This is a genomic window from Modestobacter sp. DSM 44400 (assembly GCF_900107175.1).
Taxonomy (GTDB): domain Bacteria; phylum Actinomycetota; class Actinomycetes; order Mycobacteriales; family Geodermatophilaceae; genus Modestobacter.
Window position 1 is genome coordinate 153090 of sequence record NZ_FNOZ01000002.1, and the last position, 12627, is coordinate 165716.

14 protein-coding genes and 4 tRNA genes are annotated in these 12627 nt (G+C 72.9%); 6 read left to right on the forward strand and 12 right to left on the reverse strand.

Features of this window, described 5'->3' with window-relative positions; translation table 11 throughout:
* Nucleotide 1 precedes the first annotated feature (1 nt).
* The 10 genes from BLW04_RS03080 to BLW04_RS03125 all read right to left on the reverse strand — a co-directional run bounded on the left by BLW04_RS03080 (nt 2) and on the right by BLW04_RS03125 (nt 7554).
* Nucleotides 2-934, reverse strand: a complete 933-nt coding sequence (locus tag BLW04_RS03080) for a phosphatidylinositol mannoside acyltransferase (RefSeq protein ID WP_091537211.1) — start codon at nt 932-934, stop codon at nt 2-4.
* Complete coding sequence (gene pgsA, locus BLW04_RS03085; RefSeq protein WP_091537214.1) at nt 931-1578, reverse strand: phosphatidylinositol phosphate synthase; 648 nt, start codon at nt 1576-1578, stop codon at nt 931-933. The genes BLW04_RS03080 and pgsA overlap by 4 nt, the downstream gene beginning before the upstream one ends.
* Nucleotides 1579-2160, reverse strand: coding sequence for an HIT family protein (locus BLW04_RS03090; protein WP_217630813.1), 582 nt, complete (start codon nt 2158-2160; stop codon nt 1579-1581).
* Nucleotides 2157-4205, reverse strand: a complete 2049-nt coding sequence (thrS, locus tag BLW04_RS03095) for a threonine--tRNA ligase (RefSeq protein WP_091537216.1) — start codon at nt 4203-4205, stop codon at nt 2157-2159. Before thrS ends, BLW04_RS03090 begins: the two co-directional genes overlap by 4 nt.
* A 78-nt stretch (nt 4206-4283) precedes the next feature.
* Nucleotides 4284-4859 (reverse strand): MOSC N-terminal beta barrel domain-containing protein, encoded by a 576-nt coding sequence (locus BLW04_RS03100; RefSeq protein ID WP_091537219.1) that lies wholly within the window; start codon nt 4857-4859, stop codon nt 4284-4286.
* 11 nt (nt 4860-4870) lie between these two features.
* Complete coding sequence (locus tag BLW04_RS03105) at nt 4871-5335, reverse strand: HNH endonuclease (RefSeq protein ID WP_091537222.1); 465 nt, start codon at nt 5333-5335, stop codon at nt 4871-4873.
* Between the two features lie 83 nt (nt 5336-5418).
* Nucleotides 5419-5490, reverse strand: a tRNA-Val gene (locus tag BLW04_RS03110).
* 26 nt (nt 5491-5516) lie between these two features.
* Nucleotides 5517-5966, reverse strand: a complete 450-nt coding sequence (locus tag BLW04_RS03115; RefSeq protein WP_254780998.1) for a TIGR02611 family protein — start codon at nt 5964-5966, stop codon at nt 5517-5519.
* 62 nt (nt 5967-6028) lie between these two features.
* Complete coding sequence (locus BLW04_RS03120) at nt 6029-6925, reverse strand: anti-sigma factor (RefSeq protein ID WP_091537224.1); 897 nt, start codon at nt 6923-6925, stop codon at nt 6029-6031.
* A complete protein-coding gene (locus BLW04_RS03125; protein ID WP_175483877.1) occupies nt 6922-7554 on the reverse strand; it encodes a sigma-70 family RNA polymerase sigma factor in 633 nt (210 codons plus the stop codon). The genes BLW04_RS03120 and BLW04_RS03125 overlap by 4 nt, the downstream gene beginning before the upstream one ends.
* A 160-nt stretch (nt 7555-7714) precedes the next feature.
* On the opposite strand from BLW04_RS03125, the gene BLW04_RS03130 reads away from it, so the two are divergent.
* The 4 genes from BLW04_RS03130 to BLW04_RS03145 all read left to right on the forward strand — a co-directional run bounded on the left by BLW04_RS03130 (nt 7715) and on the right by BLW04_RS03145 (nt 8613).
* Nucleotides 7715-8188 (forward strand): SsgA family sporulation/cell division regulator, encoded by a 474-nt coding sequence (locus BLW04_RS03130; protein ID WP_091537230.1) that lies wholly within the window; start codon nt 7715-7717, stop codon nt 8186-8188.
* Nucleotides 8189-8304: 116 nt separating this feature from the next.
* Nucleotides 8305-8377 (forward strand) — tRNA-Gly (locus tag BLW04_RS03135).
* A 41-nt stretch (nt 8378-8418) separates the two neighbouring features.
* A tRNA-Cys gene (locus tag BLW04_RS03140) sits at nt 8419-8489 on the forward strand.
* A gap of 52 nt (nt 8490-8541) precedes the next feature.
* Nucleotides 8542-8613: transfer RNA gene (locus BLW04_RS03145), tRNA-Val, on the forward strand.
* A gap of 83 nt (nt 8614-8696) precedes the next feature.
* On the opposite strand, the gene coaE is transcribed toward BLW04_RS03145, so the two are convergent.
* Nucleotides 8697-9296 (reverse strand): dephospho-CoA kinase, encoded by a 600-nt coding sequence (gene coaE / locus BLW04_RS03150; RefSeq protein ID WP_091537232.1) that lies wholly within the window; start codon nt 9294-9296, stop codon nt 8697-8699.
* A gap of 228 nt (nt 9297-9524) precedes the next feature.
* Here coaE and BLW04_RS03155 point away from each other — a divergent pair, with 228 nt between their 5' ends.
* Entirely contained in the window at nt 9525-9719 is a 195-nt protein-coding gene (locus tag BLW04_RS03155; protein WP_254780999.1) for a hypothetical protein, read from the forward strand.
* A 202-nt stretch (nt 9720-9921) separates the two neighbouring features.
* Here the strand turns inward: BLW04_RS03155 and rpsA are convergent, their stop codons facing one another.
* Nucleotides 9922-11388 carry a 30S ribosomal protein S1 gene (gene rpsA, locus BLW04_RS03160; protein ID WP_091537235.1) on the reverse strand — a complete coding sequence of 489 codons (1467 nt, stop codon included), beginning with the start codon at nt 11386-11388 and terminating at the stop codon, nt 9922-9924.
* A gap of 233 nt (nt 11389-11621) precedes the next feature.
* Here rpsA and BLW04_RS03165 point away from each other — a divergent pair, with 233 nt between their 5' ends.
* Complete coding sequence (locus tag BLW04_RS03165; protein WP_091537238.1) at nt 11622-12503, forward strand: class I SAM-dependent methyltransferase; 882 nt, start codon at nt 11622-11624, stop codon at nt 12501-12503.
* Nucleotides 12504-12627 lie beyond the last annotated feature (124 nt).

A 12627-nucleotide genomic window follows, 5' to 3' on the forward strand; every position in this document is an offset into this window, starting at 1 on the left:
ATCAGGCGCCGTCGCCACGCGCCGGGCCGGGGCCCACGTCGGCCCAGATCCCGCCCAGCACGTGCCAGTCCTCGGGCCGGGTGGCGATGCTGGCGGCAAACGCGTCGGCGACCTGCTGCATCCCACCGGTCACCCGGTCCCGCAGCCGTCCCGGGCCGGCGACGTCCACCGGCGGGTGGACGACGAACCGCCAGCCGGCGCCGTCGAACTGGCACACCGCCGGCAGCAGCACCGCACCGGTCTGCGCAGCCAGCAGGGCGGGGCCGCCGGGCATCGTGGTCGGCCGGCCGAACAGCTGCACCGGCACCCCGCCGCTGGACAGGTCGCGGTCGACGAGCAGGCAGGTCGTGCCGCCGCCGGACAGCCACTCGCGCAGCACGACCGAGCAGGGCCGTTCCCCACCGGTCAGTGGGACGACCCGCATCCCCAGGCCCTCCCGGTACTCCAGGAAACGCCGGTAGAGGGACTCGGGCTGCAGCCGCTCGGCCACGGTCACGAACGGCCCGCCCAGCCAGTCGATGAGCCAGACCCCGGCGACGTCCCAGTTCCCGCTGTGCGGCAGGGCCAGCACCATGCCCCGCCCGGCCGCACGGGCCGCCTCCAGGTGCTCCCGCCCGGACAGCGAGCACTCTGCCACCAGCCGCGCCGGGTCCATGGTGGGCAGCCGGAAGGCCTCCTGCCAGTACCGGGCGTAGGAGCGCATCGCCCGTCGGGTGAGGGCGTCCAGAGCGTCGCCGTCCAGGCGCCCGCCGGTGGCCACCGCGAGGTTCGCCCGCAGTTGCCGGACGCCGCGACCGCCCTGCCGGGCGGCCAGTCCGCCACCGGCGGCGAAGGCGCCGCGGGCCACCGGCTCGGGCAGCAGCTTCACCGCGCCCCACCCGGCCGCGTACCCGGCGTCGGCGAGCCGCTCCTGCAGGTCGCCGGCCCGGCTCATGGCGCCGACGGCCCCGAGGGGGCCGGTGTCTCCGGCAGGCGCCGACCGGCGGAACCGCGGCGCACGGCGACGACGCGCTGCGCGACGGTCACGGTGCTGCCGGCCAGCAGCAGCCACAGCGCCACGTGCAGCGCGTAGGGGATGCCCAGGCCGGTGAACCCGGTACCGACCAGGACAAGGATCAGCCGCTCGGTCCGCTCGACGACCCCGACGTCGGCCGTGAGGCCCACGCCCTCGGCGCGGGCCTTCACGTAGGAAGTCAGCACGCCGAGCACCAGGCACAGCAGGGCCAGCAACACGATCAGCCGGTTGTCACCGGCCCCGGAGAACCACCAGGCCAGGGCGGCGAAGATAGCCGCGTCGGCGGCCCGGTCACCGGTGGAGTCCAGGACCGCGCCATACAGCGAGCCGCCGCCGCGGGCGCGGGCCAGCGCTCCGTCGAGCATGTCCAGCAGCACGAAGACGGTGACGGCGAAGGCGCCCCAGAACAACCATCCGTTGCCGATGAGGAACACCGCGGAGGCGACCGCTCCCAGGGTGCCGGTAAGGGTCACCGCGTCCGCGGTCACCCCGGCGCGAAGCAGCCCGGCCACCACCGGCGCCCAGAAGCGGCCGACGGCAGGGCGGAGGTTGACGCCGAGCACTCAGGCCTCCCGCGGGGCGGCCGCGAGTCCGGCCCAGGCGGCGGCCAGCAGGTCCCGGGTCTCGGCCAGCACCTGCGGCAGCACCCGGGTGAGCCCGACGACCGGCATGAAGTTGGTGTCCCCGCCCCAGCGGGGAACGGTGTGCTGGTGCAGGTGGTCGGCGATGCCGGCACCGGCGACCGAGCCCTGGTTCATCCCGATGTTGAACCCGTGCGCGCCGCTGATCGTGCGGACCGCCCGCATCGCGGTCTGGGTGAAGGCGCCCAGCTCGGCGACCTCCGCGACGGTCAGATCCGTGTAGTCGGGCACGTGCCGGTACGGGACCACCATCAGGTGCCCGGCGTTGTACGGGTACAGGTTCAGGACGGCGAACACCGACTCCCCGCGGGCAACGATGAGCCCGTCCTCGTCGCTCATCGCTGGGATGAGGCAGAACGGGCAGTCGTGGTCGCCGGTCGGCTTGCCGGCACCGCGGATGTAGGCCATCCGGTAGGGCGTCCACAGGTGCTCGAAGACCGAGGTCGGCCCGTTCTCGTCGGCCGAGACCGCGACCTGGTGCAGCTGTGGCGACTCCTCGCTCATCCGGCCACCAGCGGGGTGTCGCCCGGGCCCTCGGCCGGCTCGGCGGTCGGGTCGGCGTTGTACCGGGCGGCCACCCATGCGACGACCTGCTCCACGGCATCGTCGACCGGCACGCCGTTGCGCTGCGAGCCGTCGCGGTATCGGAAGGAGACCGCGCCGGCCTCGGCGTCGGTGGCCCCGGCGATGAGCACGAAGGGCACCTTCTGCTTGCTGGCGGTGCGGATCTTCTTCTGCATCCGGTCGTCGGAGTCGTCGATCTCCACCCGGATGCCGCGCCGGCGCAGCTGCTGGGCGACGTCGGTCAGGTAGGGCACCTGCTCGTCGGTGATCGGGATGCCGACGACCTGCACCGGGGCGAGCCAGGCCGGGAAGGCGCCGGCGTAGTGCTCGGTGAGCACGCCGAAGAACCGCTCGATCGACCCGAACTTGGCCGAATGGATCATCACCGGCTGCTTGCGGGTGCCGTCGGCCGCGCTGTACTCCAGCCCGAATCGCGCCGGCTGGTTGAAGTCGTACTGGATGGTCGACATCTGCCAGGTGCGGCCGATCGCGTCCCGGGCCTGGACGGAGATCTTCGGGCCGTAGTAGGCGGCCCCGCCCGGGTCGGGCACCAGCTCCAGGCCGGTCTCCCGCGACGCCTCCTCCAGCACCGCCGTGGCCAACGCCCACTCCTCGTCGGACCCGATGAACTTGTCCGAGTCGCCGCGGGTGGACAGCTCCAGGTAGTAGTCGTCGAGGCCGAAGTCCCGCAGCAGGCCGAGCACGAAGGCCAGCAGGTGCCGGACCTCGCCCGGCGCCTGCTCGGGGGTGACGTAGCTGTGCGAGTCGTCCTGGGTCAGCCCGCGCACCCGGGTGAGGCCGTGGACGACGCCGGACTTCTCGTACCGGTAGACCGAGCCGAACTCGAAGAACCGCAGCGGGAGCTCGCGGTAGGACCGTCCACGCGACCGGAAGATCAGGTTGTGCATCGGGCAGTTCATGGCCTTGAGGAAGTACTCGCTGTTCTCCAGCTCCATGGCTGGGAACATCGTGTCCTCGTAGTACGGCAGGTGTCCGGAGGTCTCGAACAGCCCGCGCTTGCTGATGTGCGGGGTGCCGACGTAGTCGAAGCCCTCCTCGAGGTGCCGGCGACGGACGTAGTCCTCCATCTCCCGCTTGACCACCCCGCCCTTGGGGTGGAAGACCGCCAGACCGGAGCCGATCTCGTCGGGAAAGCTGAACAGGTCCAGCTCCGCCCCCAGCCGGCGGTGGTCGCGCCGCTCGGCCTCGGCCAGCTGCTCCAGGTACGCCTTCTGCGCGTCCTTGCTCTCCCAGGCGGTGCCGTAGACCCGCTGCAGCTGCGGGTTCTTCTCACTCCCCCGCCAGTAGGCGGCCGCGCTCCGGGTCAGTGCGAAGGCCGGGATGTTCGACGTCCGCGGCAGGTGCGGGCCGCGGCACAGGTCGGTCCAGAGTCGGTCCCCGGTGCGCGGGTCGAGGTTGTCGTACATGGTCAGGCCACCGGACCCGACCTCGACGTCGGCACCCTCACCGGCCTCCCCGGCGCTGGACTTCAGCCCGATCAGCTCCAGCTTGTACGGCTCGTGCGCCAGCTCTGTGCGCGCCTCGTCGTCGTCGATCTCCCGACGGGCGAAGTTCTGCCCCTGCTTGGCGATGGCCTGCATGCGCTTCTCCAGCGCCTGCAGGTCCTCGGGGGTGAAGGGCCGCTCGGGGTCGAAGTCGTAGTAGAAGCCGTTCTCCACCGGCGGGCCGATGCCCAGCCGGGTGCCCGGAAAGAGGTCCTGTACCGCTTGGGCCAGCACGTGCGCGGTCGAGTGCCGGATCACCGCGCGGCCCTCGTCGCTGGCGGCCACCACCGGCTCGACCTCGGCGTCGGCGTCCGGGGTCCAGGCCAGGTCCTTCAGGTCACCGGTGACCAGCTCCCGGACGACGACGGCGCCGTCGGGCCCCTTGAGCGGCACACCGGCGTCCTTGAGCGCCTGCTGGGCCGTCGTCCCGGCCGGCACCCGGATCGGGGCGGCGGCAAGGGGCGAGGGCGCGCTGGACACAAGGAGCTCCTGACATTCGGGGCGGTCGGACGACCGGCCGGAGCCGGTGAGGGAAAGGGTAGTGCCCGGACGCGGCGGTCAGTCCGCGATCGCGGCGAGCAGCACCGGGTCGCCGGCGGCGACCCGGCCGGGGACGCGCACCTCGGCGTAGACGCCCAGACAGTGCTTCGGCGTCCGGACGACGTCCAGCACGACCTCGCCGACCTGGACCCGGCGGCCGACCCAGGTCCGCTCGTCGACGCCGGCGGGCAGGTCCAACAGCAGGTTGGCGCGCGGGTCCTCCGCCGAACAGCCCTCGGGCACCTCGCCCTCGGCGGCCCGGTCGATCGCCTGCCGCGACACCAGGTGCACCGCGGCGGCATCGACCTGCCGGCCGGCGGCGGCGGCCATCCAAACCGGTCGGCCGAGCACGGCGGCGAGGGTGACCGCGTCCGCCTCGGCGTCCCCGGTGGCCACGACCTCCCGCAGCTGCGGAGTCGTCTTGACCGTGACCCGCTCGCCGGTGGTGGCGTCCACGACCGAGTAGGCGCGGTCGCCGGCGAGACCGGCCGGGCCGACCTCGACGGCGTCCTGGGTGCGGCCGGCGAGGGACTTGACCGGGTATACCGAGATCTGCCGCACGGTGCCGACGGGCTGGGCCTGGGGACTCGTCACGCCCGGCGAGGCTACGCGCGGCGGCGGCCCGGCCCGGCGGCGGAGCCGGGATCGCCGGCCGGCGTCGAGCGGCGCAGCCGGCGCAGCTGGGCGTCCAGGTAGGGGCGGGCCCGGCGCTGCCCTCCCCGGCACGCGATGGCGGCGGCCAGCGACTCCAGCGCCCTGGTCAGCCGGGACTCGTCGGGTATCCAGCCCCGGCCGCGGCACTCGGCCAACCACTGGACCGGGCCGGTGTGCCCCCGGGCGGCGTTGCAGCGGCGACAGGCGGCGACCTCGTTCTCCGGCCACGAGGGGCCGCCCTTGACCCGGGGCACCACGTGCTCGGTCGTCGGGGCGACCAGTCCGGTCAGCTCCCGACCGCACCAGATACAGGTCGGGCCGTCCCGTTCGACGGCCAGGGTCAGCCGCGCCGCCCGGTCGGGGGCGCGCTGGCCCCGCGCCGGCTCGTCGGCCGGAACGGCGCGGGGACGGGACATCGCCGTCCATGATGCGCCGGTCCGCCCAGGCTCCGCACACGCGGAAGGCCCCCGACCGCTGGGGATCGGGGGCCTTCCGGGAGTGGGCGATACTGGGATCGAACCAGTGACCTCTTCGGTGTGAACGAAGCGCTCTACCGCTGAGCCAATCGCCCGTGCCGTGGATGAGTCTGCCAGACGCTCAGCGCCACAGCGGCACCCACCCCGGCACCCAATGCGGCGCGCCCAGCACGCGCAGTGTCAGTACGAGCACGCCGTAGACGAACGCCGCAGTCAGCAGGGTCACGCCCAGGCGCACGACCACCGACTGGCGGCCCAGCCACTGGGTCCAGCCCTCGACGCGCTGGCGGGTGTACTGGAGGAGGCGCTCGGCCCAGGCGAACTCGGTGGCGAGCAGGAACAGCCCCGCGATGACGGTCAGCCAGCCGGGACCGGGCAGCGGGATGGTGACGATGCCGAACGCAACCACCAGGCCGCCGACCGCCCCGACACCCACCCGGTAGGCGGTGTCCAGCGGACGGTGGGCGGCCAGCCGGCGGCGCCAGCGCGCCTCGGCCACCCGTTCCCGCAGACTGTGGGACTCCTCGGCGTCGTAGCGCGCCCGGCGGGCGTTCTCGGGCTCCGCCGGCACTGGACGCGCGGAACCAGGCGCCGGGAGGAACTCCCCCGGCGCCGTGACTGTGTCCTGGTCGCTCAGCTGGCCACCTCCCCCCTCGCGACGACGTCCGTCGGGTATGACGGAGCCTGCCGACCGGGCTCGATGCTGATGGCATAGCTGGCGTAGTCGTCCAGCCCGGTCGGCGTGGAGCCTACGGTCCGCAGCTGCCTCTCCGGAGAGACCACGTCGAAAGTCCCGAGGGCTTCCGGGACACCGTTGCGCATCCCCCACACGACGTAGGTGGTGTCCTGCGTGTCGTTGACCGGTAGTCCGGCGGCGACGACCTGGACCTCGTCGGGGCGGGCCACGACGGTGGCCACCGCACGACCCTGGTCGGTGAGCGGCGCGATCGTCGCCCGGCCGGAGGTGAGCAACGCGTCGAGCATCTCCGACTGCTCGGCCGCGGTCGCCCGGATGGCGTCCCGGTCGCCGGCCAGGACCACGTTCCAGGCACCCAGCGCCAGGACGGCGGCGACGGCCGCTGCGACCAGCGCGTGCGGCACGATCCGCCGCCACGCCGGCCGGGGGTCAGGAACCCGTGTCGAGCGGGGCGGGTGGAGCTCGTCGAAGACAGCCGGGCGCACCCCGCCGGCGGGGTGCCGGGCAGCAGCTCGCTCGACCGGGCGGACGGGAGACACCTCCCGCCGGGGCAGCTCGGGCGACACGGCAGCGGACGGCAGCTGCTCGGTTTTCTCGACCGCGGCCCGCAGCCGGTCACGCAGCCCCTCCGACGGCTCCGCCAGCGGCAAGTCCGCGGCCAGCGCGGCCATCACGTCGTGGGTCTCGGCGACCGTGCGGGCACACCGGTCGCAGCGGGCGAGGTGCGCGGCGAAGGCATCCTCGTCCTCGGGCTCGAGGGCATGCAGTGCCCAGCCCACGGCCAGCTCGTCGAAGGCCTCGTGGTCGTCGTGCCTCCGCGTGTGGCCGGTCATCGCGCGCCCCCGTCCCCGAAGGATGCGCCACCGGGAACCGCGGTGCCCAGGCTGTCCTTCAGCCGTCGCATGCCCGCCAGCATCCTCGTCTTCACCGTGCCCAACGGGGTGCCGGTCAACGCGGCCACCTCCCGTTGGGTGTAGCCGCCGTAGTAGGCCAGGGTCAGCGCCTCACGCTGGGCCTCTGGCAGCGCCCCGAGGGCGGCCCGGACGCGGTCGGCGACGATGCCCGCCCACGCCTGGTCCTCGACGTCGTCGCCCTGGATCGGTGCGGTGAGCGCCAGGTCGTCCTCCGCGCGGACCTGGCGGCGCCGGTGCGATTCCTCGCGGCGGACGGCGTCGACGGCCTTGTGGTGCACCAGGGTCAACAGCCAGGTGGAGACGCTGCCCCGGGCGCCGTCGAAGCCGGCCGGGTTGCGCCAGACGGTGAGGAAGACGTCCTGCAGCACGTCCTCGGCGAGTGAGTCGTCGGCGAGCACGCGTCGGGCGAGCGCGAAGGCGGGACGGCGGAACCGCTCGTACAGGTCGTCGATGGCGCCGCGGTCACCCGCTGCCACACGCCGGAGCAGCTCCGCGTCGGCAGCGCTGTCCTCCTCCGGACGCCGGGCTGGTCGGCTCACGAGTCCCATGGTCACACGGGGTCTTCGCAGAACCCAGCCCCAGCGGTTCAGCGCGCCCGGCAGACCCCATCCATGGGACGCAATGGTGCGCGTGTGACCGGTGGGACGAGAAGTCCGCGACACGCCGGAGGGGGAGTCACTTCCGCACCCCTGCGTCGTTGCAGGGGGCATGGCGTGCTCTCCGAGGTCGGGCTGTACCGCTCGCACCACCCTCCACCTGGTCGGCCCCCAGTCCTGGACTGCGGTCCCGGCCGCCCTGGTCTACGAGTCAGCCGACCCCTACGCCGTCCGGGTCATGTTCGGCGACGCCGGCGAGGACGTCGTGGCGGCCGACGCCGACCCGGACGACGAGGGGGTGGAGTGGCTGCTCAGCCGTGAGCTGCTGCGCGCCGGCCTGTCCTTCCCGGCCGGCGACGGCGACGTGCGCATCTGGCCGGCCCGGGCCGCGCTCGACGTGCTCTTCCTGCAGCTGCGAGCCCCGTCGGGCGAGGCGCTGTTCGAGCTGTCAGCCGCGGTGGTGGGTGACTTCCTACGGGAGACCGAACTCCTGGTCCCGGCCGGACAGGAGAGCGGCCTGCTGCAGGTGGACGACGAGCTCTCGGCACTCCTGCAGGGCGGCTCGGACAACCCCACCGCCCCCTGAGGCCTCGGGATCATTCCTGGACGGGGCACTGACCTGCGAAGACGGCCACCGGAGGGTGGTCGGAACCCCCCGGGTCCGGCGGTCAGAACGGGGTCGGTTAGAGTTCAACACGCACTGCGGACGTGGCTCAGTTGGTAGAGCATCACCTTGCCAAGGTGAGGGTCGCGGGTTCGAATCCCGTCGTCCGCTCGGAATCCCGGGCGCTGGTCGCGAGACCGGCGCCCGTGTGCGGTGGAGTGGCCGAGAGGCGAGGCAACGGCCTGCAAAGCCGTCTACACGGGTTCAAATCCCGTCTCCACCTCGTCCTCCTCGGAGCACGAGCGCGGAGGTGGGGCCGACTGTGAAGTCGGGACGGGCGATTGGCGCAGCGGTAGCGCGCTTCCCTGACACGGAAGAGGTCACTGGTTCGATCCCAGTATCGCCCACAACACGACGAGGACCCCGGGACCGGAGACGGGCACCTGGGGTCCTTTCGTGTTCCCGGGCGCGCTCCCAGCCCCACCCCCGGTCAGCCCCCGACCGCGGGCCCCACGTGCTCGGCCCAGAACCGGTCGACCTGTGCGGCGAGCTCATCTCGGCCGTCGTCGTTGTGCAGGACGACGTCGGCGACGGCGGCCCGCTCCTCGTCGGAGGCCTGGCTGGCGATCCGCGCCCGGGCGTCGTCCGCATCGAGGCCGCGGCCGACCAGCCGGCGCACCCGCTCCTCACCGTCGGTCTGCACGACCAGCACCAGGTCGTAGGAGCCCGCCTGCCCTGTCTCCACGAGCAGGGGGACGTCCTGGACCACGACGGCCTCCCGCGGGGCCGCAGCGAGCGCCTCAGCAGCCCGGGCGCGCACCAACGGGTGGACGATGGCGTCGAGCCGGGCTCGGGCAGCCGGGTCGCTGAAGACCACCGCGGCCAGCGCCGGGCGGTCCAGCGAACCGTTGGCGGCCAGCACCTGCTCACCGAATTCGGCGACGACCGCGGCGAGGCCCGGAGTGCCGGGCGCCACGACGTCCCGGGCGATCCGGTCGGCGTCGACCACCAGCGCACCGCGCTCGGTCAGCAGCGCCGCGACCGTGCTCTTGCCCGATCCGATCCCCCCGGTGAGCCCGATCCTCAGCACGGACGCACTCCGCTGGCCACTGGGGTCGCCACCGCGCCGCGGTAGGTCTCAGCCCGGTCACGGCCGCGTGTCGCCCGGCGCGTCGGTCCAGTCACAGCTGTCACACGACTTACCTTTCGTCCCGGTGGACTTCCCCCGCCACAGCAGAGAGGTGCAACGATCATGTCCGCATCAGGGCTCGCCGGTCCAGCGTCGGTCACCGACGGTCAGCGTCGCGGTCGGCATCGAATGGACCGACCCTCGGGCGTGCGCTGTGCCGACCTGCCGGCGGTGCGCGAGCGGCTGCAGCCCAGCCGCCGAGGGCTCGCGGCCCTGTTCCACGCTCTGTTCCCCACCGTGACCGGCGGTCGGCACACCTGGGACTTCCTCGCCAACGCCGGCGGCCGTCCCCGTACCGCGTTCGCGATCATCCTCAGCCTCTGACGTCCGGGGCAGCGCGGCTGCCCCGGACCCGCCTGCCGCACCCCGGCGCCCCGTCGGCCAGCCACTGGCCGGCGGGGCGGTCGTCGTCCCGTAGCGGTTTCGACGTCGACGCAAGCTGCTCCACCCCCACCAACGACAGTGCGCCGCCCACCGCGAACGGTGGACGGCGCACTGTCAGGTGCTGCTCAGCAGAGCTGCGAGGTCATTCGCCGCCGGCGAGCTTGGCGCGTAGCGCGGCCAGCGCCTCGTCCGAGGCGAGGGTGCCACCGGTCGACGGCGCGTCCGGGGTGGCCTCCGGCTCGCTGGAGTAGCTGCCACCGGCCGCAGCCTCGGCGTCGGCCTCCTTGGCCGCCGCGATCTGCTTCTGGTGCGCCTCGAAGCGGGTCTGGGCCTCGGCGTACTGCCGCTCCCACTCCTCGCGCGCGGTGTCGAAGCCCTCGCGCCACTCGCCCGTGTCGGAGTCGAAGCCCTCCGGGTAGACGTAGTTGCCCTGCTCGTCGTAGGCCGCGGCCATGCCGTAGGCGGCCGGGTCGAACTGCTCGTCGTCGCCGACCGTGCCCTCGTTGGCCTGCTTGAGGGACAGCGAGATCCGGCGGCGGTCCAGGTCGATGTCGATGACCTTGACCAGGATCTCGTCGCCGACCTGCACGACCTGCTCGGGGATCTCCACGTGGCGCTCGGCCAGCTCGGAGATGTGCACCAAGCCCTCGATGCCCTCGTCGACGCGCACGAACGCACCGAAGGGAACCAGCTTGGTGACCTTGCCGGGGACGACCTGCCCGATCTGGTGCGTGCGGGCGAACTGACGCCACGGATCCTCCTGCGTCGCCTTCAGCGACAGGGAGACCCGCTCACGGTCCAGGTCGACGTCGAGGACCTCGACGGTGACCTCCTGGCCCACCTCGACGACCTCGGACGGGTGGTCGATGTGCTTCCAGGACAGCTCGGAGACGTGCACCAGGCCGTCGACGCCACCCAGGTCCACGAAGGCACCGAAGTTGACGATCGAGGAGACGACGCCGGTGCGGACCTGGCCCTTGGCGAGCTTGTTGAGGAACTCGCTGCGGACCTCGGACTGGGTCTGCTCCAGCCACTGGCGGCGGGACAGGACCACGTTGTTGCGGTTCTTGTCCAGCTCGATGATCTTCGCCTCGAGCTCACGGCCCACGTAGGGCTGCAGGTCGCGGACGCGTCGCATCTCGACCAGCGACGCGGGGAGGAACCCGCGCAGGCCGATGTCGAGGATCAGGCCGCCCTTGACGACCTCGATGACCGTACCGACGACGACCTCGTCGGCCTCCTTCTTGGCCTCGATCGTGCCCCAGGCGCGCTCGTACTGTGCGCGCTTCTTGGACAGGATCAGACGCCCTTCCTTGTCCTCCTTCTGGAGAACCAGGGCTTCCACCTCGTCGCCGACCTTGACGACCTCGGTGGGGTCGACGTCGTGCTTGATGGACAGCTCACGCGAGGGAATGACGCCCTCGGTCTTGTAGCCGATGTCCAGCAGCACCTCGTCCCGGTCGACCTTGACGATGATGCCTTCGACGATGTCGCCATCGTTGAAGTACTTGATCGTCTGGTCGATCGCGGCGAGGAAGTCCTCGGCGGTGCCGATGTCGTTCACCGCGATCTGGGGGGTGCTGTCAGGACGGACCTGGGTGGAGGTCATGTGGTCGAGTGCTCCGGACGGGGGGTGCGCAGGGACAGGACAGGGTCCACGACCGGGCCGGCCGTGGGGAGGTGCACGGGAGAGGCGGCGAGAGACGTCCTCCGCGGGTTCAGTGCGGAGGACAGCACCACAGACCTCTGGCGCACTCACTATGGTACGGACGTCAGGGGGCTCCGGTCCACCTGGGTCGGCAGTGGGCCTCCGGACGTGCCGCCGTGTCACCATCGGCCGCCATGACCCTGTCACCCCGCCCCGCGACGGACCCTCCGGCGATCTCCTCCCCCGGGCTACCACTGGCCCCCGACGGCTACCCGGCGGCCGGCGGGGTGGCCCGGCGGGCGACGGGCCAGGCGGCGTCCGCACGGGCGAACCGGGAGTGGTGGGACGCGGCGGCGCCCGCCTACCTGTCCGAGCACGGCAGCGACCTGGGCGACGTGGACTTCCTGTGGTGCCCCGAGGGGCTGCGCGAGGCCGACGCGCACCTACTGGGGGACGTCGCCGGCCGGCGGGTGCTGGAGATCGGCTGCGGCTCGGCGCCCTGCGCGCGGTGGCTGGCCCGGGCCGGAGCGGACGTGCTCGCACTCGACGTTTCCGGCGGCATGCTGGCCCGCGCCGCGGAGCTGAACCGGTCCACCGGGATCGCGGTTCCTCTCCTGCAGGCCGACGCCGGTGCCCTGCCACTGGCCGACGCCGCCGTCGACGTGGCGTGCTCGGCCTTCGGCGGGCTGCCCTTCGTCGCCGACGCGCAGGCGGCGCTGACCGAGGTGCGGCGGGTGCTGCGTCCGGGCGGCCGGTTCGTCGCCTCGGTGAACCACCCGATGCGCTGGCCGATGCCGGACTCCCCCGACCCCGACGACCTGCAGGTGACCTCGTCCTACTTCGACCGCCGGCCCTACGTGGAGACCGACGGGGCGGGCCGAACGGTGTACGTCGAGCACCACCGCACGATCGGCGACTGGGTGCGCGCCATCGTCGGGGCTGGCTTCGTGCTCGCCGACCTGCTGGAGCCGGAGTGGACGAAGGGGCGCACCCAGACGTGGGGCCAGTGGTCACCCGAGCGCGGCGCACTGATGCCGGGCACGCTGGTCCTGGTCTGCAACAAGCCGTCGGCCTGAGCAGCGTGCCGGACCGAGGACTGCCAGGCTTGGCCAGGTGCTGACCGTCGGGGTGGTGGCGTCGCGGACGTAGAGCGCGCCGCGACCTTCTGGCGCCGTGCTCGGACACCAGGTGCGGCGGGAC